This is a genomic window from Pseudomonas sp. SP16.1 (assembly GCF_052682975.1).
The window spans coordinates 1,606,003-1,632,940 of the sequence record NZ_JBQYFZ010000001.1; the positions used below are offsets into that span (position 1 = coordinate 1,606,003).

Sequence of the window (26,938 nt, forward strand, 5' to 3'; positions counted from 1 at the left end):
CGTTAGTCCTTGAGGAAGGCTTTGAAGCGGAACAGTTCGGTCAGGCGGTAGCCACGGTAGCGACCCATCGCCAGCATGAAACCCACCAGGATCATCAGCACGGCGGGGAAGGTGAACACGAAGTACACCAGCTCCGGCACGCTCATCAGCAGGTGTGCCAGGGTCGCGGCGATCAGGGTGCCGATGGCGACCTTGAAGGCGTGGCCACCACCGCGTTCTTCCCAGGTGATCGACAGGCGCTCGATGGTCATGGTCAGAATCACCATCGGGAACAGCGCCACCGACAGTCCACGCTCCAGGCCGAGCTTGTGACTGAACAGGCTGATGGCGGCGATCAGCACCACGACGAAGGTCAGCACCACCGACAGACGCGGCAGCATCTGCAGCTTGAGGTGTTCCAGGTAGGAGCGCAGCGACAGGCCGAGGGCGGTGATCACGGTGAACAGGAAGATGCCGAAGCCCAGCTGGGTCTCGCGGAAGGCCAGGGCGATCAGCACCGGGGTGAAGGTGCCGAGCGTCTGCAGGCCGCCGAGATTGCGCAGGATCAGGATCACCAGCACGCCGATGGGGATGACGATCATGATCTGGAAGGTCTGCTGGGTCGACAGCGGCAGGCCGTACAGCGAGTACTCGAGGAAGTCGGCGTCGGTGGTTTCGTCGGTCAGCTTGGCCAGGCGGATGGCGTTCATCTCGCTGTTGTTCAGGCTGAAGCTGACCTGCGCCTGCTTGCCGCCTTCGAGATTGACCAGTTCGCCGTCGCCGATCCACCAGACCAGGCGGTCGGCGGGCAGGCCCTGTTCGCCGCTTTCCGGATGGAAATACAGCCATTTCTCGCCGTTGAAGCTGCGCAGCCACAGCTCCGGCGACTGGCTGGTCTCGGCCTGCAGGCGGATGGTGTGGACGCGCTCCATCGGCACATGGGCGATGGACAGCAGCAGATCGATGACCTTGGCCTTGTTGGCGCTGGAGGCGTCGCCGCCGAGCAGCAGCTTGACGTTGTCGTCCCCCGTGTTGTTGACCCGTTTGATGGTCTCGCCAATGAAGGTCTCGACGTCGGCCGAATGCTGACGGATGGGGGCCAGCAGGGCCTCGGCGGCGATCTTCTCCGGACCTTCGACCGGGATGCTGTCACGGAAGATCGGCCCCTTCACGGGGGACTGCTCCCCGCTATAGCGCTTGGTCAGTACCAGGCGGTAGTAGAGCGTCTGTTTGCCGCTGGCGCGACGTGCCGACCAGGTCACCCGACGGTTGCCCTCGGCACGATTGACGCTGACGCCATAGTTGTTGGAGATGAAGCTTTCGTTGAGGCTGACGTAGTCCTGGTTCAGCGGCGGCACGTACATCTGCAGCTTGACCGGCTCGCGCGGGCTGGCCTGGAATTCGACCTTGGCGTCGATATTCCACAAATCGTCGGTCTCGTCCTCGGTCACCGGGATGCCGAGAATGAAAATCTGGTATGCCGTAATCAGAACGCCCAGGGCCACCAGCAAGGTGATCAGGACTTTCAGATGCAGGTTGAGAGAGCGCATGGGGAGTTACTCGCCAGGGGTTGCGTCAGAGGTGCAGCCGGGTTTGCCGGCGGCATATTTAAGGCTTGGATCGACCAGGGCTTCGAAGCGCTTGAGTGCCTCGGAGCCAATCAGAAGCGGGTATTGGAATGCACTGCGGTCGGTCAAGTTCACTTCGACCGTGCGCAGCGTCCGCCCCATGCACAGTTGCAGTTCGATCACCGGGCGTGCGGTGTAGGTCTTGCCTTCGTCCGGGTCGTAATCGCCGGCGCGGCGTTTGATCTTGCTGATGCGGGCCAGCGGGCGTTCGATGACCTGTTCCTGATCGCCATCTCGCGCCAGAACGAAACGTACCCAGGTCTCGCCGTCGCGCTTGAAGCGCTTGATATTCCGGGCGTTGAGCGAGGCGGTCTTGGCGCCGGTGTCGAGTTTGGCGGCGACTTCCAGATCGAAATCGAGCACGTGCGTGTACTCGTTGAGGCCGTAGATGGTTTTGCCGGCCGCGAGGCTCGGGCAGGACAAGGCCAGCAGGCAAAGCAACAAGGCGAAGGGCTTGAGAGTCATAAGTCCTTGACGGAGGTCTTGCCAGAAGGCAGTGGGAGCGACCGGCGGCGGTTTGCCGACGCGCTTGCCTGCAGCGAGTCTAGCAGGCGCGGCCGGGTACGGCCCGGCCTGAGCGGGCGCCATTCTAACATGGGGTTTTTCCACGCCGACAGACGCTTATGCGTCTTTGTGCAAGTGGCTTGGGTGATTCATTCGGCTCTTTCTTTTGCCGATTGTCGACAATGAGCTGGGTTTCTTTGACAGCTATGGTCTTGCGGCGTAGATTTGCCGGCACTGATTTTAAATGGTGTCGACAATCATGTTCGCCGATTCAAAACTGCCGGTTGCCCCGCAAGTGGATTCGGAAACACTCTCCGAGCACGTCTTCCGCCTGATCCAGGCTGCCATCGTCCAAGGCGAGATCGCCCCGGGCAGCAAGATCTCCGAGCCCGAGCTGGCGCGCACCTACGGCATCAGCCGCGGCCCGCTGCGTGAGGCGATCCATCGCCTGGAGGGGCAAAAGCTGCTGGTGCGCGTGCCCCACGTCGGTGCGCGCGTGGTGTCACTGTCGCACGCCGAGCTGATCGAACTGTACGAAATCCGCGAGTCGCTCGAGGGCATGGCCTGTCGTCTGGCGGCCGAGCGCATGAGCCCGCAGGAGATCGACGAGCTGCGCCGGGTACTCGACCTGCATGAGCAGGACGCTGCTTTCAAGGCTGGCGTGGGCTACTACCAGCAGGAGGGCGACTTCGATTTCCACTACCGGATCATCCAGGGCAGCGGCAACAAGACCCTCAGCCAGATGCTCTGTGGCGAGCTGTACCAGTTGGTGCGCATGTATCGCCTGCAATTCTCCGCCACGCCCAACCGGCCGCGCCAGGCCTTCGCCGAGCACCACCGGATCCTGGACGCCATCGCCGATCGCGATGGCGAACTGGCCGAACTGTTGATGCGCCGCCATATCGGCGCCTCCAAACGCAACATCGAGCGCCATTACCTGGACGCTCAGTCCAAGACAGCCAAGAAACGAGGTGAGTCATGAGTCAGCTTTCCCCCGGTCAGCGTTTCCGCCAGGCCCTTGCCGAAGAGCATCCGCTGCAGGTGATCGGCGCGATCAACGCCAACCATGCGCTGCTGGCCCAGCGCGCCGGTTTCAGGGCCCTCTATCTGTCCGGAGGCGGCGTCGCCGCCGGCTCGCTGGGTCTGCCGGACCTGGGCATCAACACCCTGGACGACGTGCTCACCGACGTGCGCCGCATCACCGATGTGTGCGACCTGCCGCTGCTGGTGGACATCGACACCGGCTTCGGCCCTTCGGCGTTCAACATCGAGCGTACGGTCAAGAGCCTGATCAAGGCCGGCGCCGCCGCCGCCCATATCGAGGACCAGGTCGGCGCCAAGCGCTGCGGCCATCGTCCGGGCAAGGAAATCGTCTCCTGCGAGGAGATGGTCGACCGCGTGCGCGCCGCCGCCGACGCCAAGACCGACCCGGACTTCTTCCTCATCGCCCGTACCGACGCGATCCAGGCCGAGGGCGTGGATGCCGCCATCGAGCGCTGCCAGGCCTATGTCGAGGCCGGTGCCGACGGCATCTTCGCCGAGGCGGCCTATGACCTGCCGACCTATAAACGCTTCGTCGAGGCGCTGAAGGTGCCGGTGCTGGCCAACATCACCGAGTTCGGCGCCACTCCGCTGTTCACCCGCGACGAGCTGGCCTCGGTCGGCGTGGCCATCCAGCTCTACCCGCTGTCGGCCTTCCGCGCGGCGAACAAGGCGGCCGAGGCGGTGTACACCGCGATCCGCCAGAGCGGCCACCAGAAGGACGTGATCGAACTGATGCAGACCCGTGCCGAGCTGTACGAGCGCATCGGCTACCACGCCTTCGAGCAGAAGCTCGACGCCCTGTTCGCCGCGAAAAAATAACAACGTTTCACCGGATTTGAGGAGATAACCATGAGCATCGAGACCACCCCGGGCTTCAAGCCGAAGAAATCCGTGGCCCTCTCCGGCACGGCCGCCGGTAACACTGCGCTGTGCACCGTCGGTCGCACCGGCAACGATCTGCACTACCGTGGCTACGACATTCTCGACTTCGCCAATGCCTGCGAATTCGAGGAAATCGCCCATCTGCTGGTACACGGCAAGCTGCCCAACGTCGCCGAGCTGGCCGGCTACAAGGCCAAGCTCAAGGCCCTGCGCGGCCTGCCGGCCGGGGTCAAGGCGGCTCTCGAACAGCTGCCGCCGTCCGCTCACCCGATGGACGTGATGCGCACCGCCGTGTCGGTGCTCGGCTGTCTGTCCCCCGAGAAGGACGACCACAACCATCCGGGCGCCCGCGATATCGCCGACAAGCTGATGGCGTCCCTGGGTTCGGCGCTGCTGTACTGGTACCACTTCAGCCACAACGGCAAGCGTATCGAGGTCGAGACCGACGACGACTCCATCGGCGGTCACTTCCTCCACCTGCTGCATGGCGAGAAGCCGCGCGAGTCCTGGGTGCGCGCCATGCACACCTCGCTGATCCTGTACGCCGAGCACGAGTTCAACGCCTCCACCTTCACCTCGCGGGTGATCGCCGGTACCGGCTCCGACATGTACTCCTGCATCGCTGGCGCTATCGGCGCCCTGCGCGGTCCCAAGCACGGCGGCGCCAATGAGGTGGCCTTCGAGGTGCAGAAGCGCTACGACACTCCGGACGAGGCCGAGGCCGATATCCGCGCTCGTGTCGAGAGGAAGGAAGTGATCATCGGTTTCGGCCACCCGGTCTACACCGTCAGCGATCCTCGCAACAAGGTGATCAAGGAAGTGGCTCGCGAACTCTCGGCCGAGCAGGGCAATACCAAGATGTTCGACATCGCCGAGCGCCTGGAAAGCACCATGTGGGAAATCAAGAAGATGTTCCCCAACCTCGACTGGTTCAGCGCCGTCAGCTACCACATGATGGGCGTGCCCACGGCCATGTTCACCCCGCTGTTCGTCATCGCCCGCACCTCCGGCTGGTCCAGCCACGTCATCGAACAGCGTATCGACGGCAAGATCATTCGTCCGAGCGCCAACTACGTCGGTCCGGAAGACCTCAAGTTCGTGCCGCTCAAGGAGCGTCCGTAACCATGAACAGTCAATACCGTGAACGCCTGTCCGGCACCGACCTGGACTACTACAACGCCCCGGCGGCGGTGGATGCCATCGAAGCCGGTGCCTGGGCCAAACTGCCCTATACCTCCCGCGTGCTGGCCGAACAACTGGTGCGCCGCTGCGAGCCGGAGCTGCTGAACGATGCGCTCGAGCAGCTGATCCATCGCAAGCGCGACCTGGACTTCCCCTGGTACCCGGCCCGGGTGGTGTGCCACGACATTCTCGGGCAGACCGCGCTGGTGGATCTCGCCGGCCTGCGCGACGCCATCGCCGAGAAGGGCGGTGACCCGTCCAAGGTCAACCCGGTGGTGCCGACCCAGCTGATCGTCGACCACTCCCTGGCCGTGGAAGCCCCGGGTTTCGACCCGGATGCCTTCGCCAAGAACCGCGCCATCGAGGACCGGCGCAACGAGGATCGTTTCCACTTCATCGAGTGGACCAAGACCGCGTTCAAGAACGTCGACGTGATCCCGGCCGGCAACGGCATCATGCACCAGATCAACCTGGAGAAGATGAGCCCGGTGATCCAGGCGCGCGGCGGCGTGGCCTTCCCGGACACCTGCGTAGGTACCGACTCGCACACCCCGCATGTCGATGCCCTGGGCGTGATCGCCATCGGCGTCGGCGGTCTGGAAGCGGAAACCGTGATGCTCGGCCATCCGTCGATGATGCGCCTGCCCGACATCGTCGGAGTCAGGCTCACCGGCAAGCGCCAGCCCGGCATCACCGCCACCGATATCGTCTTGGCCCTGACCGAGTTCCTGCGCCAGCAGCGGGTGGTGGGCGCCTACGTCGAGTTCTTCGGCGAGGGGGCCGACAGCCTGTCGATCGGCGACCGCGCCACCATCTCCAACATGTGCCCGGAATACGGCGCCACCGCGGCGATGTTCTATATCGACGGCCAGACCATCGACTACCTCAAGCTCACCGGTCGCGAGCCGGAGCAGGTGGCCCTGGTCGAGACCTACGCCAAGACCCTCGGACTGTGGGCCGATGCGCTGAATACCGCCGAATACGAGCGGGTGCTGAGCTTCGACCTGTCCTCCGTGGTGCGCAACCTGGCGGGCCCCTCCAATCCGCACAAGCGTCTGCCGACTTCGGCTCTGCATGAGCGTGGCATCGCCGACGAGGCCAAGCTGGCCGCCGGCAAGGCCGAAGAAGCCCAGGGCCTGATGCCGGACGGCGCGGTGATCATCGCCGCCATCACCAGTTGCACCAACACCTCCAACCCGCGCAACGTGGTCGCTGCAGGCCTGCTGGCGAAAAAGGCCAACCAGCTGGGCCTTGTCCGCAAGCCCTGGGTCAAGACCTCCTTTGCCCCGGGTTCCAAGGTGGCCAAGCTGTACCTGGAAGAATCCGGTCTGCTGCCCGAACTGGAAAAGCTCGGCTTCGGCATCGTCGGCTACGCCTGCACCACCTGCAACGGCATGTCCGGTGCGTTGGAGCCCAAGATCCAGCAGGAGATCATCGACCGCGACCTGTACGCCACCGCTGTACTGTCCGGCAACCGCAACTTCGACGGGCGTATCCACCCGTACGCCAAGCAGGCCTTCCTGGCCTCGCCGCCGCTGGTGGTGGCCTACGCCATCGCCGGTACCGTGCGCTTCGATATCGAGCAGGACGTGCTGGGTACCGACAAGGCCGGCAACCCCGTCACCCTGAAGGATCTGTGGCCGAGCGACGAGGAAATCGACGCCATAGTCGCCGCCTCGGTCAAGCCGGAGCAGTTCAAGCAGATCTATATCCCGATGTTCGATCTGGGTGCGGTGAAAGAGGCGGAGAGCCCGCTGTACGACTGGCGGCCGATGTCCACCTATATCCGCCGTCCGCCGTACTGGGAAGGCGCCCTGGCCGGCGCGCGTACGCTCAAGGGCATGCGCCCGCTGGCGATCCTGCCGGACAACATCACCACCGACCACCTGTCGCCGTCCAACGCCATCCTGGCCGACTCGGCAGCGGGTGAGTATCTGGCCAAGATGGGCCTGCCGGAGGAGGACTTCAACTCCTACGCCACCCACCGCGGCGACCACCTGACCGCGCAGCGTGCCACCTTCGCCAACCCGCAACTGGTCAACGAGATGGTCGTGGTCGACGGCCAGGTGAAGAAGGGCTCGCTGGCCCGTGTCGAGCCGGAAGGCCAGGTCATGCGCATGTGGGAAGCCATCGAAACCTATATGAACCGCAAGCAGAACCTGATCATCGTCGCCGGCGCCGACTACGGCCAGGGTAGCTCGCGTGACTGGGCGGCCAAGGGTGTGCGCCTGGCTGGTGTCGAGGTGATCGTGGCCGAGGGCTTCGAGCGCATCCACCGCACCAACCTGGTGGGCATGGGCGTGCTGCCGGTGGAGTTCAAGCCGGGCACCACCCGCCTGACCCTGGGCCTGGACGGTACCGAGACCTATGACATCGAAGGCGAGGTATCGCCGCGCTGCGAGCTGACCCTGGTGGTCAATCGCCGCAACGGTGAGGTGCTCAGGGTACCGGTGACCTGCCGCCTGGACACTGCCGCCGAAGTGCGCGTGTACAAGGCCGGCGGCGTACTGCAGCGCTTCGCCCAGGACTTCCTGGAAGGCGCAGTGGCCTGAACCTGTAGGGTGGATCAGGCTTCACCGATCCACCGTTGCGCTCTGCACGGTGGATGGGAAAACGCCATCCACCCTACGCCAGTCGCGTAGTCCGGATGCTATTCGGGCTACCTTCATCTCTCAGTCAGGACGCAACCATGGCTTATCCACCCCAGATCAAGATTCCCGCCACCTTTATGCGTGGCGGCACCAGCAAGGGCGTGTTCTTTCGCCTTGAGGACCTGCCGCAAAGCTGTCAGGTGCCGGGTGCGGCGCGCGATGCGCTGTTTATGCGGGTGATCGGCAGTCCCGATCCCTATGCTGCCCATATCGACGGCATGGGCGGCGCCACCTCGTCGACCTCCAAGTGCGTGATCCTGTCGAAAAGCAGCCAGCCCGGGCACGACGTCGACTACTTGTACGGCCAAGTCTCCATCGACAAGGCCTTCGTCGACTGGAGCGGCAACTGCGGCAACCTGTCGACCGCAGCGGGCGCCTTCGCGATCCATGCCGGGCTGGTCGACCCGGCGCGCATTCCGGACAACGGCATGTGCGTGGTGCGCATCTGGCAGGCCAATATCCAGAAGACCATCATCGCCCATGTGCCGGTCACCAATGGTCAGGTCCAGGAAACCGGCGACTTCGAGCTGGACGGGGTGACCTTTCCGGCGGCCGAGATCGTGCTGGAGTTCCTCGATCCGTCCGACGATGGCGAGGAGGGCGGCTCGATGTTCCCCACCGGCAATCTGGTCGACGATCTCGAAGTGCCGGGCGTCGGCACCCTCAAGGCGACCATGATCAGCGCCGGCATTCCCACGGTGTTCGTCAACGCCGAGGACATCGGCTACCAGGGCACCGAACTGCGCGAGGCCATCAATGGCGACCCGGCGCAGCTGGCGCGCTTCGAGCAGATCCGCGTGGCCGGCGCGCTGCGCATGGGCCTGATCAGGACCGCCGAAGAAGCCGCCACCCGCCAGCACACGCCGAAGATCGCCTTCGTCTCGCCGCCCAAGAGCTACCAGGCCTCCAGCGGCAAGACCATTGAGGCCGGTGAGGTGGACCTGCTGGTGCGCGCGCTGTCCATGGGCAAGCTGCATCACGCCATGATGGGCACCTGTGCGGTAGCCATCGGCACGGCGGCGGCGGTGCCGGGCACCCTGGTCAGCCTCGCGGCCGGCGGCGGCGAGCGCGAGGCGGTGCGTTTCGGTCATCCGTCCGGCACGCTGCGCGTCGGCGCCCAGGCGAAGCAGGTCGACGGCCAGTGGTCGGTGACCAAGGCCATCATGTCGCGCTCCGCGCGCATTCTGATGGAAGGCTGGGTGCGGGTGCCGGGCGATTCGTTCTGACAAGCGGAACCGCAGGCGCCTCACGCCTGTCGTAACCCAGTAACGCAACAAAGCGCCGCCCGCATCGACACGCGGGCGGTGCTGCTGGCGACTCTGGTCGGGTTACTTGAGCCGGCGTTCGACGCCTTTTTCCACCAGGATCTTGGCGGAAATCTCTTCGACCGAGAAATGGGTGGAATTGATGTAGGCGATGTTCTCGCGGCGGAACAGGTTTTCCACCTCGCGAACCTCGAACTCGCACTGGGCGAAGCTGGCGTAGCGGCTGTTGGGCTTGCGCTCGTGGCGGATGGCGGTAAGCCGGTCGGGGTCGATGGTCAGGCCGAACAGCTTGTTCTTGTACGGCTTGAGCGCGGCCGGCAGCTGCAGGCGCTCCATGTCGTCCTCGGTCAGCGGGTAGTTGGCGGCGCGGATGCCGTACTGCATGGCCATATAGAGGCAGGTGGGCGTCTTGCCGCAGCGCGAGACGCCGACCAGGATCAGGTCGGCCTTGTCGTAGTAGTGGGTGCGCGCGCCGTCGTCGTTGTCCAGGGCGAAGTTGACCGCCTCGATGCGCTCCATGTAGTTGGAGTTCTGGCCGATGGAGTGGGACTTGCCCACCGAGTAGGAGGAATGCGAGGTCAGTTCCTGTTCCAGGGGGGACAGGAAGGTGGAGAAGATGTCGATCATGAAGCCGTTGGCTGCGGCCAGCACGTCGCGGATGTCCTGATTGACGATGGTATCGAAGATGATCGGACGCACGCCGTCCCTTTCGGCAGCCAGATCGATTTGTTGTACCATGGCGCGCGCTTTATCGACGCTGTCGATATAGGGACGCGTCAGTTTGGTGAATTGAATATTCTCGAACTGCGCGAGCAGGCTCTGGCCCAGGGTTTCGGCAGTGATGCCGGTGCCGTCGGAGATGAAGAAAGCGGTTCGTTTCATTTGCGCCAAAGGCCTTAAGCTGAGATCGATTCTTGGCTATGATAGGCCGCGTTTTTCGCCGGCCCCATGGGGTTCGGCATTGTTACTTATTCAAGGGCAAGGCCACAATCGCACGACTCGGGTCGTACGACATTGCGCAGCCCACTGAGCTTTTCCAACACCGTTAGTGGAGAGATCACCTTGGTAGAGTACGTAGTTTCCCTCGATAAGCTCGGCGTCCATGATGTAGAGCATGTGGGGGGCAAAAACGCATCCCTCGGCGAGATGATCAGCAACCTGGCTGGTGCCGGCGTCTCGGTTCCCGGCGGTTTCGCCACTACGGCTCAGGCCTACCGCGATTTCCTCGAGCAGAGCGGCCTGAACGCGCAGATCCATGCTGCCCTGGATGCCCTGGACGTCGACGATGTCAACGCCCTGGCCAAGACCGGCGCGCAGATTCGCCAGTGGGTGATGGAGGCCGAGTTCCCGGCCCAGCTGGACCAGCAGATCCGCGACGCCTTCGCCGCCATGAGCGCCGGCAACGACAACATGGCCGTGGCCGTGCGTTCCTCCGCCACCGCCGAAGACCTGCCGGACGCCTCCTTTGCCGGCCAGCAGGAGACCTTCCTCAACATCCGCGGCGTGGACAACGTGATCCGCGCCACCAAGGAGGTGTTCGCCTCCCTGTTCAACGACCGTGCCATCGCCTACCGCGTGCACCAGGGCTTCGACCACAAGCTGGTCGCGCTGTCCGCCGGCGTGCAGCGCATGGTGCGTTCGGAAACCGGCACGGCCGGCGTGATGTTCACCCTGGACACCGAATCCGGCTTCCGCGACGTGGTCTTCATCACCGGTGCCTACGGCCTCGGCGAAACCGTGGTGCAGGGCGCGGTGAACCCCGACGAGTTCTACGTGCACAAGCCGACCCTGGAAGCCGGCCGCCCGGCGATCCTGCGTCGCAACCTGGGCAGCAAGGCGATCAAGATGGTCTACGGTGACGAGGCCAAGGCCGGTCGCTCGGTCAAGACCGTGGAAGTCGAGCGCGCCGAACGCGCGCGTTTCTGCATCAGCGACGCCGAAGTCAGCGAGCTGGCCAAGCAGGCGCTGATCATCGAGAAGCACTACGGCCGGCCGATGGACATCGAGTGGGCGAAGGACGGCGACGACGGCAAGCTGTACATCGTCCAGGCCCGTCCGGAAACCGTGAAGAGCCGTTCCAGCGCCACCGTGATGGAGCGCTACCTGCTGAAAGAGAAGGGCACCGTTCTGGTCGAAGGCCGCGCCATCGGCCAGCGCATCGGCGCCGGCAAGGTCCGCGTGATCCACGACGTATCCGAGATGGACAAGGTGCAGCCGGGCGACGTGCTGGTCTCCGACATGACCGACCCGGACTGGGAGCCGGTGATGAAGCGCGCCAGCGCCATCGTCACCAACCGCGGCGGGCGTACCTGCCATGCGGCGATCATCGCCCGTGAGCTGGGTATTCCGGCAGTGGTCGGCTGCGGCAACGCCACCAGCGTGCTGAAGGACGGCCAGGGCGTTACCGTCTCCTGCGCCGAGGGCGATACCGGTTTCATCTTCGAAGGCGAACTGGGCTTCGATATCCGCAAGAACTCGGTCGACGCCATGCCCGAGCTGCCGTTCAAGATCATGATGAACGTCGGCAACCCGGACCGCGCCTTCGACTTCGCTCAGCTGCCCAACGAGGGCGTGGGCCTGGCCCGCCTGGAATTCATCATCAACCGCATGATCGGCGTACACCCCAAGGCGCTGCTGAACTTCGCCGGCCTGCCGCCGGACATCAAGGACAGCGTCGAGAAGCGCATCGCCGGCTACGGCGATCCGGTCGACTTCTACGTCGAGAAGCTGGTCGAGGGCATCAGCACCCTGGCCGCGGCGTTCTGGCCGAAGAAGGTCATCGTGCGCCTGTCGGACTTCAAGTCCAACGAATACGCCAACCTGATCGGCGGCAAGCTCTACGAGCCGGAAGAAGAGAACCCGATGCTCGGTTTCCGCGGCGCCTCGCGCTACATCAGCGAAAGCTTCCGCGACTGCTTCGAGCTGGAGTGCCGCGCGCTGAAGAAGGTTCGCGGCGAAATGGGCCTGACCAACGTCGAGATCATGGTGCCCTTCGTGCGTACCCTCGGCGAGGCTTCGCAGGTGGTCGAGCTGCTCGCCAGCAACGGCCTGGCCCGCGGTCAGAACGGTCTGAAGGTCATTATGATGTGCGAGCTGCCGTCCAACGCCATCCTGGCCGAGGAATTCCTCGAGTTCTTCGACGGCTTCTCCATCGGCTCCAACGACCTGACCCAGCTGACCCTGGGCCTGGACCGCGACTCCGGCATCGTCGCCCACCTGTTCGATGAGCGTAATCCGGCGGTGAAGAAGCTGCTGGCCAATGCCATTGCCGCCTGCAACAAGGCCGGCAAATACATCGGCATCTGCGGCCAGGGCCCGTCCGATCACCCGGATCTGGCCAAGTGGCTGATGGAGCAGGGCATCGAGAGCGTGTCGCTGAACCCCGACTCGGTACTCGACACCTGGTTCTTCCTCGCCGAGGCCCAGCCCGCCTGAGGTTCTGCCTGACAGCGAAGAAGGGCGGGTCGAACCCGCCCTTTTTTGTGTTCAGTGTATCCACGCGCTTCACCCCTTCGGGGCTTGCGCGCAAAAACGCTCTGGCGTTTTTGTGACGCCGCCATCTCTGGCTGCCGTCGCGCGGGCCGTGGTGGAGCTGTCTTTTCCGGCGCGATTTCGTTTAGACGCTTGCGGTCATCCGATTCATGCAAAGCAGCAGTGAGCTTTTTCCCGTCGCCCTGGTCAGCGCCGAGTTGCGCGGCGATCTCAGCGAGGACGTCTATCTTCTCAAGCCCAACAACAGCCCGGACCCCAGCGTGGAGCTGGCCCTGACCCGTCTGGGTCTGGTCGGCGCCGAGGGAGCGCGCGGCGAGCCGGTGGTGCTGCTGCACGGCAGCTTCTCCAATCGCCGCTTCTGGTACTCGCCTAAGGGCGTCGGCCTGGGCGCCTACCTGGCGCGCGCCGGCTTCGATGTGTGGATCGCCGAAATGCGCGGTCATGGCCTGTCGCCGCGCAATCAGGGCTATCGGCATAACAGCGTGGCACAGTACGTGCGCCACGACTTGCCGGCGATCGCCGCCTTCGTTGCCGAGCAAAATGGCCAGGCTGCGCACTGGATCGGCCATTCGCTGGGCGGTACCACCCTGGCCGCGGCCCTGGGCGGCGGTTACCTGGGCGAGGATCGGGTGCGTTCGGTGGCGCTGTTCGGCAGCCAAGTCAGTCGCATCTACTGGCCGCTCAAGCTGCCGCCGCTGGAGTGGGGCGGGCGCCTGCTGCTCAAGGGGTTGCCGTACATTTCCGGGCGGCGGATGAAGCAGGGGCCGGAAGACGAGCCCATCGGCATCGCCCTGGAAAGCCTGCGCTGGCACGGTCTGTTCGGGCGTTTCGGTGATCACGAACGGGACTGGTGGGCCGGGCTGGCCGATGTCCGTACGCCGCTGCTGGCGGTGGCGGCGGCGGGTGATCGCCAGGATCCGCCCTGGGCCTGCCGCAAGCTGCTGCAGCAGTGCGCGGCGGCTCCCCAGAAATTTCTCCTGTTGAGCTGCGAAGGCGGTTTCTCCAGCGACTATGGACATACCGAGATGCTGGTCAGCAAGGAGGCGCAGCGCGAAGTCTGGCCGTTGGCCGAACATTGGTTGCGGCACCGCGAACTGCCGCAGGGTTTGGCCGGGCAGCCGTCTGCCGCGGGGATTTAAGGCCGACGCAGGCGTTCCTTCGTCGTGCGCATGCCGTTAAGATGTGACGCCATATAGGCTCGCGGTCATTTCCGGAGCCGCCGGCAGGAAGCCGTTCATCGAGTCGTGGCGCTTGCCCGGCTTGGTGACGCGCGGTTGTGCCTGAATGCCTTCTGCGCCGGATTGTCCATGCTGTTGCGGCCAGCGACCAAGGCCACGGCCTCCATCCGTTCATCCTTGTAAGGAGTTTTGCCATGCACTACATCACCCCCGATCTGTGCGACGCCTACCCGGAGCTGGTGCAGGTGGTCGAGCCGATGTTCGCCAACTACGGCGGGCGCGACTCCTTTGGCGGCCAGATCGTCACCGTCAAGTGTTTTGAGGACAACTCGCTGGTGAAGGAGCAGGTCGATCTGCCGGGCCAGGGCAAGGTCCTGGTGGTGGACGGCGGCGGTTCGCTGCGCCGCGCCCTGCTCGGCGACATGCTCGCCGAGAAGGCGGCCAGGAACGGCTGGGAAGGCATAGTGGTGTACGGCTGCATTCGTGACGTCGACGTGATTGCCCAGACCGATCTGGGCGTGCAGGCCTTGGCCAGCCACCCGATGAAGACCGACAAGCGCGGCATCGGCGACCTCAACGTTCCGGTGACCTTCGGCGGCGTGACCTTCAAGCCGGGTGAGTACCTGTATGCCGACAACAACGGCATCGTCGTCTCGCCGCAAGCCCTGAACATGCCGGAATAAGGCTCGTGCAGGATCAGGAAGCGGCCCTGCTGCACGCCTTCGTCCTCGACGGACAGGGCGGAGCGCGCAGCATCGAACGCGACGAGCTGGACGGGCTGCAGCTGGCCGAGCGGGAAAGCCTGTGGCTGCACTGGGATCGCAGCCAGCCGCAGGCGCAGCGCTGGTTGCGCGAGCAGAGCGGATTGGACGAGTTCAGCTGCGACCTGCTGCTCGAGGAAAATACCCGGCCGCGTCTGTTGCCCTTGCCGGACGACGAGCTGCTGCTGTTCCTGCGCGGCATCAACCGCAACCCGGGCGCCGAGCCGGAAGACATGGTCTCGGTGCGCATCTTCGCCGATGCGCGCCGGGTGATCTCGCTGCGCCTGCGTCCGTTGCGCGCCACCGAGGCGCTGATCGACGATCTGCAGGCGGGCAGGGGGCCGAGAACCCCGTCCGAACTGCTGCTGGAACTGGCGCGCTACCTGACCGAGCGCGTCGACGACCTGATCGCCGAGCTGAGCGAAGTGCTCGACGACGAGGAAGAGCGCCTCGATGGCGACGAGCGCTACCGCCCGGATCACGGCCTGATGCTGCAGTTACGCCGGCGCGCGGCCAGCCTGCGCCGCTTCCTGGCACCGCAGCGTGATCTCTACGCCCAATTGGCGCGCAACCGCCAGCCCTGGTTCGTCGAGGACGATGATGACTACTGGAACGAGCTGAACAACCGCCTGACCCGCTACCTGGAAGAACTGGAGCTGATCCGCGAGCGCGTCAGCCTGGTGCTGGAAGCGGAGAGCCGACGCCTGAACGAGCGGATGAACCGCATCATGTACCGTTTCAGCATCATCACCGGGCTGTTCCTCCCGCTGACCTTCGGTACCGGTCTGCTGGGTATCAACGTCGGCGGTATCCCCGGCGCCGAAAGTCCGCTCGGTTTCCTGGTCGCCTGCGGCGTGATGGCGGTTCTGGCTCTGGGCCAGCTATGGCTGTTCCGCCGTTGGCGCTGGCTGTGATGTGTGACTCATCGGCCTGCCATCTCGTCTAGCCGTGACATCCCGTGAGGTGCGCATGCACGATCCATTCGAAGAATCCCTACGCGATCTGCTCAGGTCTTCGCCGTCCAGCCATGACGACGACGCCTGCCTGCATCGGGTTCTCAAGACCGCCAACCGCCAGGTCGGCGCCGGTGACCTGTTCAGCCTGATGGGGCACTGGCTCGAGACCCTGATGATCGCCCTGAACAACGGCTCGGCGCATGTCGCACCGGTGTCGCGTCGTACCCAATCCTCCGCTTCCGCTGATAAGGCCGATTGAAATGGAACTCGACCCCTGGACCCAAAGCCTGATCGCCGCGATGACCGCACTCTGGACCAAGGTCGCCGGCTTCATCCCCAACCTGTTCGTCGCCCTGGTATTGGTGCTGCTCGGCTTCGTCGTTGCCAAGCTGCTCGACACCCTGCTGTCCAAGTTGCTCGGCAAGGTCGGCCTGGACCGCCTGATGATGGGGACCGGGTTGACCAAACTGTTGGCGCGTGCCGGCATCCAGGCCTCGGTCTCGACCCTGATCGGCAAGATCGTCTACTGGTTCGTGCTGCTGATCTTCCTCGTCTCGGCCGCCGAGTCGCTCGGCCTGCAGCGCGTTTCCGCCACCCTCGACGTACTGGCGCTGTACCTGCCCAAGGTGTTCGGCGCGGCGCTGGTGCTGCTCGCCGGGGTGCTGCTGGCGCAACTGGTCAGCAGCCTGGTGCGTGGCGCCGCCGAGGGCGTCGGCCTGGATTATGCTCACGGCCTGGGGCGCGTGGCTCAGGGTCTGGTGATCATCATCAGCATCTCCGTGGCCATCGGCCAGCTGGAGGTGAAGACCGATCTGCTCAATAACGTCATCGCCATCGTGCTGATCTCGGTCGGCCTGGCGGTGGCGCTGGCCCTGGGCCTGGGCAGTCGGGAAATCGCCAGCCAGATCCTGGCCGGTATCTACGTGCGCGAGTTGTACCAGGTCGGGCAGCAGGTGCAAATCGGCGAGGTCGAAGGGCAGATCGAGGAGATTGGTACGGTCAAGACCATCCTGTTGACCGACTCCGGTGAGCTGGTCTCGCTGGCCAATCGGGTGATGCTCGAACAACGCGTGAACAGTCGCTGACGCCAATCTGTTATTTTATGCAGCTGCCCGGCAGGTGTGACCTGCCGGGCACTTTTCGTCCCGACTGTCGGCCCGACTCGTTTTGAACAAAGTCCAGACCCTGCCCACGCGCTACGACCCCCGCGAGCTCACCGATGAAGAGCTGGTGGCGCGTGCGCACGACGAATTGTTCCATATCACTCGTGCATACGAAGAACTGATGCGACGCTACCAGCGCACACTGTTCAATGTCTGCGCGCGTTACTTGGGGAACGAAAGGGACGCCGACGATGTCTGTCAGGAAGTCATGCTCAAGGTCCTGTATGGCCTGAAGAACTTCGAAGGCAAGTCGAAGTTCAAGACCTGGCTCTACAGCATCACTTATAACGAGTGCATTACCCAGTACCGCAAAGAGCGCAGAAAGCGTCGCCTGATCGATGCGCTGAGTCTGGATCCGCTGGAGGAGGCGTCCGAGGAAAAGACGCCGAAAGTTGAAGAACGAGGCGGACTGGATCGCTGGCTGGTGCACGTCAATCCGATCGATCGGGAAATTCTGGTGCTACGTTTTGTCGCAGAGCTGGAGTTCCAGGAGATCGCCGACATCATGCATATGGGCTTGAGCGCCACGAAAATGCGCTACAAGCGGGCATTGGATCGATTGCGCGACAAATTTTCGGAGTCGTCCGAAACTTAGTTCAGCTAATCGACCACTAAGGGGAGGGCGAACCCTGCTAAAATCATCGCCAAGTTGCCGACTGAGAATTCAGGCAACTTACTAACCACCAAGATGGGGATTTAACGGATGAAACTGAAAAACACCTTGGGCGTAGTCATTGGCTCTCTCGTTGCCGCAACTTCCTTCGGCGCGCTGGCACAAGGCCAAGGCGCTGTCGAGGTGGAGGGCTTCGTCAATCGCTACTTCGCCGACACCCAGCGTGACTTCGCTCACGACGAAGGCAACCTGTTCGGCGGCAGCATTGGCTACTACCTGACCGACGACGTCGAACTGGCCCTGTCCTACGGCGAGTACCACGACCTGCGTGGCGAAGGCGCTGTCGGCAGCAAGAACATCAAAGGCAACCTGACCGACCTGAAGGCTCTCTACCACTTCGGGCAGCCGGGTGCGGGCCTGCGTCCCTACGTATCTGCCGGCTTCGGCCATCAGAGCATCGGCGACGCCAACAGCAGCGGCCGTAACCACTCCACCCTGGCCATCGCCGGTGCCGGTGCCAAGTACTACTTCACCGAGATGTTCTACGCCCGTGCCGGTGTCGACGCGCTGTACAACATCGACCAGGGCGACACCGAGTGGCAAGCGGGCGTCGGCGTTGGTCTGAACTTCGGCGGCGGCAGCAAGCCGGCCCCGGCTCCGGCCCCCGTAGCCGCTCCTGAGCCGATGCCCGAGCCCGCTCCGGAGCCGGTAATGGAAGCCGTGCGCGTCGAGCTGGACGTCAAGTTCGACTTCGACAAGGATCGCGTGAAGGAAGAAAGCTACGGCGACATCAAGAACCTGGCCGACTTCATGAACCAGTACCCGCAGACCACCACCACCGTTGAAGGTCACACCGACTCCGTCGGCGCCGACACCTACAACCAGGGTCTGTCCGAGCGTCGTGCCAACGCCGTTCGCGACGTGCTGGTCAACCAGTACGGTGTCGACGGCAGCCGCGTGAACACCGCCGGTTACGGCGAGTCGCGCCCGGTGGCAGACAACGCCACCGACGCTGGCCGCGCCATCAACCGTCGCGTTGAAGCGGAAGTAGAAACCCAGGTCGCCCAGTAATAGCCGACCTGCTGCTGTAGAAAGAACCCGGCCTCGGCCGGGTTCTTCTTTTCTGGAATAAAAAAGCCCGCCGAGGGGGCGGCGGGCAAACAACGACTTCGCAGGAGGCGAAGCAGTCAGGCATGCAGGAGCTGGGGCATGCCGAGCTGGGCGCTGGTGCGGGCGACTTCGCCGATCACCAGGATGGCCGGGCTCTTCAGGGCGAAGGCCGCGGCGTCGTCCTGCATCGCGGCCAGATGGCTGCGGTATTCGCGCTGTTCGGGCAGCGAGGCGTTCTCGATCATCGCCACCGGCATATCGCCGCTCATGCCGCCGGCGAGCAGGCCGTCACGGATATCCGCCAGCTTGGCCACGCCCATATAGACCACCAGGGTGGTGCCGCCCTGGGCCAGGGCGGCCCAGTTCAGGCTGCTGTCGTCCTGGGTATGGGCGGTGACCAGGGTCACGCCGCGCGCCACGCCGCGTAGGGTCAGGGGAATGCCGCAGTTGGTGGCGCCGGCCAGCCCGGCGGTGATGCCGTTGACCAGCTCCACCTCGATGCCGTGCGCGCCAAGCCAGTCGGCCTCCTCGCTGCCGCGGCCGAAGATGCACGGATCGCCACCTTTCAGGCGCACCACGCACTTGCCCTGGCGCGCATAGCGCAGCATCAGGCGATGGATAAAGGCCTGCGGGGTGGAGCGGCAGCCGCCGCGCTTGCCCACCGGCACGATGCGCGCGTCCGGGCAGTGCTCGAGCACGGCCGGGTTGACCAGATCGTCGATCATTACCACGTCGGCCCGATTCAGGGCCTTCACCGCCTTGAGGGTCAGCAGCTCGGGGTCGCCGGGGCCAGCACCTACCAGCCAGACTTTTGCGCTCATATCGGGTACCTCTAGGCGTTGACGGCAACCGGCTGGCTAGCCAGCAGGCGCTTGATTTCGGGGACGCAGGAGCCGCAGCTGGTGCCGCATTTGAGTTCCTGTTTGAGGCCGTCCAGGTCCAGGCCGCGGTTGATTCCGGCGCACACCGCGCTTTCGCTGACGTTCAGGCAGTTGCACAGGGTCTTGCCGCGCACCGAGGCGCTGGCGTTACCCGGCGGCGCGGAGACCGGGGCGAGCAGCCAGCGGCGCAGGTCGGCGTCGGCCTGGCCGTCCAGCCACAGGCTCCTGAGCCATTCGCTGGCGGCGGTTTCGCCGGCCAGGCGGATGCTGACGATGCGGCCGTCCTCGATGCGCACGCGCTTGCCCACCGCGCGGCGCGGGTCGTCGTAGGCCAGCACCGGGCCCTGGTTCAGGCGCAGCAGGCGGTCGATCTGCGCCAGCAGCTCGGGTTGCGGCGCCACCGCGCTGGCGGCGCGGATCAGCAGGGCGGGGCGCTCGCGGCCGGTGGGGGTGAGGCTGGCGTAGGCGAACTCCTCGAACAGCGGGCGCAGGGCCTCGAAGCGGCTCTGCACCTCGCCCTCGACCAGGGCGAACAGCTGCCAGGGCAGCTCGACCTTGTCCACCTCGACGCCGGCATGCTTGAGCTCTGGCTGCTTGGACAGCGGATCGAAGGCCGGCTGGGTCAGCACGTTGGTGCCCAGGCCTTTGAGGAAGCGGTCGCCCCAGTGCATCGGCAGCCAGGCCTGGCCGGGACGCACCGATTCGTCGGCCTGCACCGGCAGGATCAGGCTGCCGCGGCGGCTGCGCAGCTTGACCAGGTCGCCGTCCTGCAGGCGACGGCGACGCAACTCGTCCGGGTGCAGGCCGAGCACGGCGGCCTCGACATGGCCGAACAGGCGCGCGGCGGTGCCGGTGCGGCTCATGCCATGCCACTGGTCGCGCAGGCGGCCGGTGTTGAGGGTCAGGGAGAAACGCGCCTCGCGTTTTTCCTTCGGCGCGCGGTACGGGTCGGCATGGAACTGCGCGCGCCCGCTGGCGGTGGGGAATTGGCCGTCGGCATAGAGCCGTGCGGCGCCCTGGCGTGCGCCGGGGGGGAACGGCCATTGCTGGGGACCTTGGTCATCGAGCAGCGCGTAGCTCAGCCCCGAGAGGTCGAGATCGCGCTGGGCGGTCAGGTGCTTGTATTCCTCGAACAGCGCTTCTGCGCTGGTGAAGTCGAACAGGCTGGGCAGGCCGGGGCGGAGCAGAGTTTCCAGGCGACGGGCGAAGTCGCAGGTGATCGACCAATCGGGCCGCGCCTCTGCGGGCGCTGGCACGGCGCGGCGTACATGGCTGACGCGGCGCTCGGAGTTGGTCACCGTGCCTTCCTTCTCGCCCCAGCTGGCGGCGGGCAGCAGCAGGTCGGCGTAGCGGCAGGTCTCGGTGGTGAAGAAGGCTTCCTGGACCACGACGAAGGGGCAGGCGGCCAGGGCCTCGTGCACCTTGTTCTGGTTCGGCAGCGACTGCGCCGGGTTGGTGCAGGCGATCCACAGCGCCTTGATGCGGCCCTCGTGCACCGCATCGAACAGCTCGATGGCGGACAACCCGGGCGTCTCCGGCAGGGCGTCGACGCCCCAGTAGGCGGCGACTTCGGCGCGGTGCTTGGGGTTGCCGGCGTCGCGGTGGCCCGGCAGCAGGTTGCTCAGGCTGCCAGTCTCGCGGCCGCCCATGGCGTTGGGCTGGCCGGTCAACGAGAAGGGCCCGGCGCCGGGTTTGCCGATCTGCCCGGTGGCCAGGTGCAGGTTGATCAGCGCGCTGTTCTTCGCGCTGCCGGCGCTGGACTGATTGAGCCCCATGCACCACAGCGAGAGGAAGGACGGCGCGCGACCGATCAGCTCAGCGCAGCGCTGCAGGGCGTCCAGGCTGATGCCGCAGATATCGGCGGTGGCGGCCGGGCTGTAGTCGCGCACCAGGTTCTTCAGCGCCTCGAAGCCTTCGGTATGGGCGTCGATATAGCCGCGGTCGACCCAGCCCTCCCACAGCAGGATATGCAGGATGCCGTGGAACAGCGCGACGTCGGTGCCGGGCAGGATCGCCAGGTGCAGGTCGGCCAGCTCGCAGGTGTCGGTGCGCCGCGGATCGACGACGATGATCTGCATCTCGGGCCGGCGGGCCTTGGCTTCCTCCAGACGGCGGAACAGCACCGGGTGGGCGTAGGCCATGTTGGAGCCGGCGATCAGCAGGCAGTCGCTCTGCTCGATGTCCTCGTAGCTGCAGGGCGGGGCGTCGGCGCCGAGGCTGCGCTTGTAGCCGACCACGGCCGAGCTCATGCATAGCCGCGAGTTGGAATCGATATTGTGAGTGCCGACCAGGGCGCGGGCCAGCTTGTTGAAGGCGTAGTAATCCTCGGTCAGCAGCTGGCCAGAGATATAGAAGGCCACGCTGTCCGGGCCGTGTTCGCGGATGGTCTCGGCGAACACCGCCGCGGCGTGGTCCAGGGCGCTGTCCCAGTCCGTACGCGAGCGGGCCAGACCCTTGCCCAGGCGCAGCTCGGGGTAGAGGGCGCGGGCGTCGAGATCGCCGGTCAGGTGCAGGGTCGAACCCTTGCTGCACAGCTTGCCGAAGTTGGCCGGGTGGCTGGGGTCGCCGGCGACGCCGAGGATCTGCTCGCCGTCGTGCTCGATCAGCACGCCGCAGCCCACGCCGCAGTAGCAGCAGGTGGAGGCGGTGACTTGAGTGGGGCTGGCCATGTCGGGCTCCTACAGGCGTAGGGTGGACAACGCGATGCTTGTCCACCAATGCGCGGGTTTACCGGTGGAAAACGCTTCGCGGTTTTCCACCCTACGGCTTACGCACATTTCTCGGCGGTGTTCAGGGCCAGCAGCACGCGGCCGCTTTCCACCTTGGCATGGTGCCGATGGGCGCAGCCCACGTCCGGCGCCACGGCCTCGCCGCTTTCCAGTTCGATCTGCCAGTTGTGCAGCGGGCAGGCCACGCGCTTGCCGTAGATCAGCCCCTGGGACAGCGGGCCGCCCTTGTGCGGGCAGCGGTCGTCGAGGGCGAAGACCTCGTCGGCCGCGGTACGGAAGATGGCGATATCGCCCTTGGGACCGCTGACGATGCGCGAGCCGAGCACGTTGATTTCGTCCAGGGCGCAGATATCCAGCCAGTTCATACGGTGGCCTCCTCGATTTGCACGACCTTGATGGTGTCGAACTCTTTCTTCAGTTGCGGCGTCTCGATGCGCTCCTTCCACGGGTCCTGCTCGAACGACAGGGCGTAGTGCAGGCGCGCGGCCAGGGCCTTGCGATTGGCTTCGTCCTCCAGCACCGCCTTCTTGATGTGCTCCATGCCGACGCGCTGCATGTAGTGCACGGTGCGCTCGAGGTAGAAGGCCTCCTCGCGGTACAGCTGGAGGAAGGCGGCGTTGTACTCGCGCACCTCCTCGGCGGTCTTGACCTTGACGAAGAACTCGGCCACCTCGGTCTTGATCCCGCCGTTGCCGCCGATGTACATCTCGAAGCCCGAATCCACGCCGATGATGCCGACGTCCTTGATGCCGGCTTCGGCGCAGTTGCGCGGGCAGCCGGAGACCGCCAGCTTGACCTTGTGCGGCGACCACATGTTGAACAGGTCGTGCTCCAGGTCGATGCCGAGCTGGGTGGAGTTCTGCGTGCCGAAGCGGCAGAACTCGCTGCCGACGCAGGTCTTCACGGTGCGGATGGACTTGCCGTAGGCGTGGCCGGAGGGCATGTCCAGGTCCTTCCACACGCCCGGCAGGTCGTCCTTCTTGATCCCCAGCAGGTCGATGCGCTGGCCGCCGGTGACCTTGACCATGGGCACGTTGTACTTGTCGGCGACGTCGGCGATGCGGCGCAGCTCGGACGGGTTGGTCACGCCGCCCCACATACGCGGCACCACCGAGTAGGTGCCGTCCTTCTGGATATTGGCGTGGGCGCGTTCGTTGATCAGGCGCGACTGTGGGTCGTCCTTGGCTTCGCCCGGCCAGGTGGAGATCAGGTAGTAGTTCAGCGCCGGGCGGCAGGTGGCGCAGCCGTTGGGCGTGCTCCAGTTGAGAAACTCCATGGTCCGCGCCATGGACGTCAGGTGCTGCTCGCGGATCGCCTTGCGGATCTGCCCGTGGTTGAGCTCGGAGCAGCCGCAGATGGCCTTCTCGCTCTTGGGCTTGACGTCGGCGGCGCCGCCGACGGTGCTGATCAGGATCTGCTCGACCAGGCCGGCGCAGGAGCCGCAGGAGCTGGCGGCCTTGGTGTGCTTCTTGACCTCGTCGACCGAGAACAGGCCGTTCTCCTGGATCGCCTTGACGATGGTGCCCTTGCACACGCCATTGCAGCCGCAGATTTCCATGCTGTCGGGCATGTTGGCAGTCTTGTCGGCGCCCTGGTGACCGACATCGCCGATGGCGCCTTCGCCGAACATCAGGTGGTCGCGGATCTCGCTGACGTTGTGGCTCTCGCGGATCTGGCGGAAGTACCAGCCGCCGTCGGCGGTGTCGCCGTAGAGGCAGGCGCCGACCAGCACGTCGTCCTTGATCACCAGCTTCTTGTACACGCCGCCGATGGGGTCGGAGAGGGTGATGGTCTCGGTACCCTCGGCGCCCATGAATTCGCCGGCGGAGAACAGGTCGATACCGGTGACCTTGAGCTTGGTCGAGGTCACCGAGCCCTGGTAGCGGGAGAAACCGAGCTGGGCCAGGTGATTGGCGCAGACCTTGGCCTGCTCGAACAGCGGCGCCACCAGGCCGTAGGCGATGCCGCGGTGGTTGGCGCATTCGCCGATGGCGTAGACGCGCGGATCGAAGGTCTGCATGGTGTCGTTGACCAGGATGCCGCGGTTGCAGGCGATGCCGGACTGCTCGGCCAGGTCGCTATTGGGGCGGATACCGGCGGCCATCACCACCAGGTCGGCGGGGATCACCTCGCCGTCCTTGAACTTCACCGCACAGACGCGGCCTTCGCCGTTGTCGAGCAATTCGGCGGTGTGCTTGGGCAGGAGGAACTTCAGGCCGCGGTCTTCCAGGGATTTCTGCAGCAGCTCGCCGGCGGTGCGATCGAGCTGGCGCTCCAGCAGCCAGTCGCCGATATGCACCACGGTGACGTCCATGCCGCGCAGCTTGAGGCCGTTGGCCGCCTCCAGGCCGAGCAGGCCGCCGCCGATGACCACTGCGTGCTTATGGGTCTTGGCGGTGTCCATCATCATCTGGGTGTCGGCGATATCGCGGTAGCCGATCACGCCCTGCAGGTCCTTGCCCGGAATCGGCAGGATGAAGGGGTTGGAGCCGGTGGCGATCAGCAGGCGGTCGTACTCGGCCTCGCTGCCGTCGTCGGCGATGACCAGGCGCTTCTTGCGGTCGATCTTGACCACCTTGCGCCCGAGCAGCAGCTTGATGTCGTTCTCCGCGTACCAGTTCAGATCGTTGAGCACGATCTCCTCGAAGGTCTGCTCGCCGGCCAGCACCGGCGAGAGCAGGATGCGGTTGTAGTTGGGGTGCGGCTCGGCGCCGAACACGGTGATGTCGTAGAGGTCGGGGGCGAGCTTGAGCAGCTCCTCAAGGGTGCGCACACCCGCCATGCCGTTGCCGATCATCACCAGCTTGAGTTTTTGCATGCCGGCCATCTCCTGAAAAAATCGCGGTAGATAAAAAACAAAAAAGGCGTCCCGCTAGTCACCTAGCGAGGACGCCTTTGTCCAGGTCCCGTTCTATCGGGAAGTGCAGCCTTCTTCGTTGAAGGTCGCGCTTTATTTAACTTGTGCCAGGACTAATGCAGCGCCTGTGCCAACTTTCCAAAATCACGGTTTTTCAGGCTTTTCAGGCACTTGTCGGCCTCTCTCGGGTGGGGCTGTGCACCTTTGCGAGGCGTTTTGCGCCGCATTGGTGCGCGCGGGCTACTTGAGCAGCAGCAATGCCAGCAGCAGGTTGAGCAGCAGCGATACCAGCGCCACGGTGCGCCAGACCACCAGCGGCTCGCGCTCCAGCAGCGGCCGTGGGCGGCTGCCGATGGACTGGCGCTCGCCGGTCTCCAGGGCCAGCAGCCATTCTTCGGCGGTCTCGAAGCGCTGCGCCGGGGCAGCGGCCACGGCGCGGTTCAGTACCTCGTCGAGCCAGGCCGGCAGGTCCGGGCGATAGCGGCTGGCCGGCACCGGTTGGCCGAAGCGCGGGTGCTGGAAGGCTTCCACTTCGCCGTGGGGGTAGTGGCCGGTGAGCAGGTGGTAGAGGGTTACGCCGGCGGCGTAGAGGTCCTGCTGCGCGCTGGGCGGGCTGCCGGCGAAGGCTTCCGGGGCGATGTAGCTGGGCGTGCCGGGCAGGCTGTGGGCCTCGTCGCGGGTCAGGCCCGGGCAGTAGGCCAGGCCGAAGTCGAGCACGCGCAACTCGCCATCGTCGCCGAGCAAGAGGTTCTCCGGCTTGATGTCGCGGTGGATGATGTTGCGCCGGTGCAGCAGGCCGAGGGCCTTGATCAGGCGCGGCGCCAGGTCCTGCCAGTCCGCCAGGCGCAGCGGGCCGTGCTGTTGCAGGCGCGCGGCCAGGGTCTGGCCGGCGTACTCGCGCTGCACGTAATACAGGTGCTGGCGCTGCGGCAGGGCATGCAGCTCTGGGAAGTGGCGGCCGGCGACGCGGCGCAGGAACCATTCCTCCTGCAGCAGCGCGGGGCCTGCCTGCTCCTCGCCGGCCCGGCTGGCCGGCAGGGTCTTGAGCAGCCAGGGCTGGCAGTCAGCGTCGCGTACCCGGTAGATCAGCGACTGGCGCGATTCGCCGAGCAGCCGCTCGACCTGCCAGCCCTCGAATTCCTGGCCGTCGCGCAGCCGCGGCGGCAGTGGCCAGTGGTCGAGCTGGGCGAGGGTGTCGGCCAGCGCTGCCTCGGGCAGCTGGTCGATGCGCACCAGCAGGGCGCTGGCGTTGTCCTGGCTGCCGGCGCGGTGGGCCTCGCCGACCAGCGCCTGGCAGATCGCCCCGGCGTCGCCGCCTTGTTGCAGTAGCTCGTCGATGCGCTTGTCGCTGAGGCTGGCCCAGACTCCATCGCTGATCAGCAGGAAGACGTCACCCGCCTGCAGTTCGCCGTCGCGGTAGTCCACCACCAGGTGTTGGTCCAGGCCCATGGCGCGCTTGAGCACGTGCTGCATCCCGGGCTGTTCCCAGACGTGGTCCTCGGTCAGGCGCGCGAGTTGGCCACCGCGCCACAGGTAGGCGCGGCTGTCGCCGATATGCGCCAGGGTATAGCGACGGCCACGCAGGACCAGGGCGGTGAGGGTGGTGAGCAGCGGCTGGCCGCCACCGTTGGCCTGCAGCCAGCGGTTGTGGGCGATCAGCAGGCGGTCCAGGCTGTGCTGCACTGGCCAGGTCTCGGGCGTGGAGTAGTAGTCCAGGGCCAGTGCCTGCAGGGTCGCGCGCGCCGCCAGGCCGCCGTCGGCGCACTGGCTGACGCCATCGGCCAGACCCAGCAGGTAACCCTTGCTGGCGGCCAGTGCCGGCGCCGGGGTGACCACGCGCAGGGCGTCCTGGTTCTCGCTGCGCGGGCCAGTGGCGCTGGTTTCGCCGATGCTCAGTTGCAGGGGCATGATGCGGTTTCCGCAGATCGTTGATTGGACAAGCGCTGAGGCAAAGACGGGGCCGGAGCCTCGTGGTACGAGTTCGTCGCTGCCGACTTCACCCGCTTTTCCTGACCAGTGCAACGCCGCGTGGCCGGTCGGTCCCGCCTTTGCCTCAGCGCTTC

General features: G+C 65.3%; 21 protein-coding genes. 13 read left to right on the forward strand and 8 right to left on the reverse strand.

Translation table 11 applies throughout. The features are described from left to right. Nucleotides 1–2 precede the first annotated feature (2 nt). Both rloB and rloA read right to left on the reverse strand, forming a co-directional pair. Nucleotides 3–1,529, reverse strand: coding sequence for an osmotic stress tolerance membrane protein RloB (rloB, locus tag ACUTAF_RS07775; RefSeq protein ID WP_445579433.1), 1,527 nt, complete (start codon nt 1,527–1,529; stop codon nt 3–5). Nucleotides 1,530–1,535: 6 nt separating this feature from the next. Then, a complete protein-coding gene (gene rloA, locus ACUTAF_RS07780; protein WP_445579434.1) occupies nt 1,536–2,072 on the reverse strand; it encodes a retropepsin-like aspartic peptidase RloA in 537 nt (178 codons plus the stop codon). 298 nt (nt 2,073–2,370) lie between these two features. On the opposite strand from rloA, the gene ACUTAF_RS07785 reads away from it, so the two are divergent. From ACUTAF_RS07785 to prpF, 5 genes are all read left to right on the forward strand, one after another. Continuing rightward, nucleotides 2,371–3,093, forward strand: coding sequence for a GntR family transcriptional regulator (locus tag ACUTAF_RS07785; protein ID WP_445579435.1), 723 nt, complete (start codon nt 2,371–2,373; stop codon nt 3,091–3,093). Continuing rightward, nucleotides 3,090–3,974, forward strand: coding sequence for a methylisocitrate lyase (gene prpB, locus ACUTAF_RS07790; protein WP_445579436.1), 885 nt, complete (start codon nt 3,090–3,092; stop codon nt 3,972–3,974). Before ACUTAF_RS07785 ends, prpB begins: the two co-directional genes overlap by 4 nt. A gap of 30 nt (nt 3,975–4,004) precedes the next feature. Beyond that, the gene (prpC, locus tag ACUTAF_RS07795) at nt 4,005–5,159 is read left to right on the forward strand and encodes a bifunctional 2-methylcitrate synthase/citrate synthase (protein WP_445579437.1); all 1,155 of its coding nucleotides are present in this window, start codon (nt 4,005–4,007) and stop codon (nt 5,157–5,159) included. A 2-nt stretch (nt 5,160–5,161) separates the two neighbouring features. Further along, the gene (gene acnD / locus ACUTAF_RS07800) at nt 5,162–7,771 is read left to right on the forward strand and encodes a Fe/S-dependent 2-methylisocitrate dehydratase AcnD (RefSeq protein ID WP_445579438.1); all 2,610 of its coding nucleotides are present in this window, start codon (nt 5,162–5,164) and stop codon (nt 7,769–7,771) included. A gap of 137 nt (nt 7,772–7,908) precedes the next feature. Beyond that, nucleotides 7,909–9,096: a 2-methylaconitate cis-trans isomerase PrpF gene (gene prpF / locus ACUTAF_RS07805; protein WP_445579439.1), complete on the forward strand. Its 1,188-nt coding sequence runs from the start codon at nt 7,909–7,911 to the stop codon at nt 9,094–9,096. A 102-nt stretch (nt 9,097–9,198) separates the two neighbouring features. On the opposite strand, the gene ppsR is transcribed toward prpF, so the two are convergent. Next, nucleotides 9,199–10,017: a posphoenolpyruvate synthetase regulatory kinase/phosphorylase PpsR gene (gene ppsR / locus ACUTAF_RS07810; protein WP_445579440.1), complete on the reverse strand. Its 819-nt coding sequence runs from the start codon at nt 10,015–10,017 to the stop codon at nt 9,199–9,201. A gap of 180 nt (nt 10,018–10,197) precedes the next feature. Here ppsR and ppsA point away from each other — a divergent pair, with 180 nt between their 5' ends. From ppsA to ACUTAF_RS07850, 8 genes are all read left to right on the forward strand, one after another. Further along, a complete protein-coding gene (gene ppsA / locus ACUTAF_RS07815) occupies nt 10,198–12,570 on the forward strand; it encodes a phosphoenolpyruvate synthase (protein WP_445579441.1) in 2,373 nt (790 codons plus the stop codon). A gap of 206 nt (nt 12,571–12,776) precedes the next feature. Further along, entirely contained in the window at nt 12,777–13,766 is a 990-nt protein-coding gene (locus ACUTAF_RS07820) for an alpha/beta fold hydrolase (RefSeq protein WP_445579442.1), read from the forward strand. Between the two features lie 233 nt (nt 13,767–13,999). Next, nucleotides 14,000–14,488, forward strand: a complete 489-nt coding sequence (gene rraA / locus ACUTAF_RS07825; RefSeq protein ID WP_445579443.1) for a ribonuclease E activity regulator RraA — start codon at nt 14,000–14,002, stop codon at nt 14,486–14,488. Nucleotides 14,489–14,493: 5 nt separating this feature from the next. Further along, nucleotides 14,494–15,480, forward strand: a complete 987-nt coding sequence (locus ACUTAF_RS07830; RefSeq protein ID WP_445579444.1) for a zinc transporter ZntB — start codon at nt 14,494–14,496, stop codon at nt 15,478–15,480. A gap of 55 nt (nt 15,481–15,535) precedes the next feature. After that, on the forward strand, nt 15,536–15,781 hold the full coding sequence (locus ACUTAF_RS07835) for a CrfX protein (protein WP_445579445.1): 246 nt from the start codon (nt 15,536–15,538) through the stop codon (nt 15,779–15,781). 1 nt (nt 15,782) lies between these two features. After that, nucleotides 15,783–16,607 (forward strand): mechanosensitive ion channel family protein, encoded by an 825-nt coding sequence (locus tag ACUTAF_RS07840; RefSeq protein ID WP_445579446.1) that lies wholly within the window; start codon nt 15,783–15,785, stop codon nt 16,605–16,607. An 82-nt stretch (nt 16,608–16,689) separates the two neighbouring features. Further along, nucleotides 16,690–17,280 carry an RNA polymerase sigma factor SigX gene (gene sigX / locus ACUTAF_RS07845; protein ID WP_445579447.1) on the forward strand — a complete coding sequence of 197 codons (591 nt, stop codon included), beginning with the start codon at nt 16,690–16,692 and terminating at the stop codon, nt 17,278–17,280. Between the two features lie 108 nt (nt 17,281–17,388). After that, nucleotides 17,389–18,369 carry an OmpA family protein gene (locus ACUTAF_RS07850; protein WP_445579448.1) on the forward strand — a complete coding sequence of 327 codons (981 nt, stop codon included), beginning with the start codon at nt 17,389–17,391 and terminating at the stop codon, nt 18,367–18,369. A gap of 116 nt (nt 18,370–18,485) precedes the next feature. On the opposite strand, the gene cobA is transcribed toward ACUTAF_RS07850, so the two are convergent. From cobA to ACUTAF_RS07875, 5 genes are all read right to left on the reverse strand, one after another. After that, on the reverse strand, nt 18,486–19,229 hold the full coding sequence (gene cobA, locus ACUTAF_RS07855; RefSeq protein ID WP_445579449.1) for a uroporphyrinogen-III C-methyltransferase: 744 nt from the start codon (nt 19,227–19,229) through the stop codon (nt 18,486–18,488). An 11-nt stretch (nt 19,230–19,240) separates the two neighbouring features. Next, nucleotides 19,241–21,958 (reverse strand): nitrate reductase, encoded by a 2,718-nt coding sequence (locus ACUTAF_RS07860; RefSeq protein ID WP_445579450.1) that lies wholly within the window; start codon nt 21,956–21,958, stop codon nt 19,241–19,243. 98 nt (nt 21,959–22,056) lie between these two features. Continuing rightward, nucleotides 22,057–22,383: a nitrite reductase small subunit NirD gene (gene nirD / locus ACUTAF_RS07865; RefSeq protein ID WP_445579451.1), complete on the reverse strand. Its 327-nt coding sequence runs from the start codon at nt 22,381–22,383 to the stop codon at nt 22,057–22,059. Then, on the reverse strand, nt 22,380–24,836 hold the full coding sequence (gene nirB / locus ACUTAF_RS07870) for a nitrite reductase large subunit NirB (protein ID WP_445579452.1): 2,457 nt from the start codon (nt 24,834–24,836) through the stop codon (nt 22,380–22,382). Before nirB ends, nirD begins: the two co-directional genes overlap by 4 nt. Before the next feature lie 279 nt (nt 24,837–25,115). Further along, complete coding sequence (locus tag ACUTAF_RS07875; RefSeq protein WP_445579453.1) at nt 25,116–26,783, reverse strand: protein kinase domain-containing protein; 1,668 nt, start codon at nt 26,781–26,783, stop codon at nt 25,116–25,118. Nucleotides 26,784–26,938: the final 155 nt, after the last annotated feature.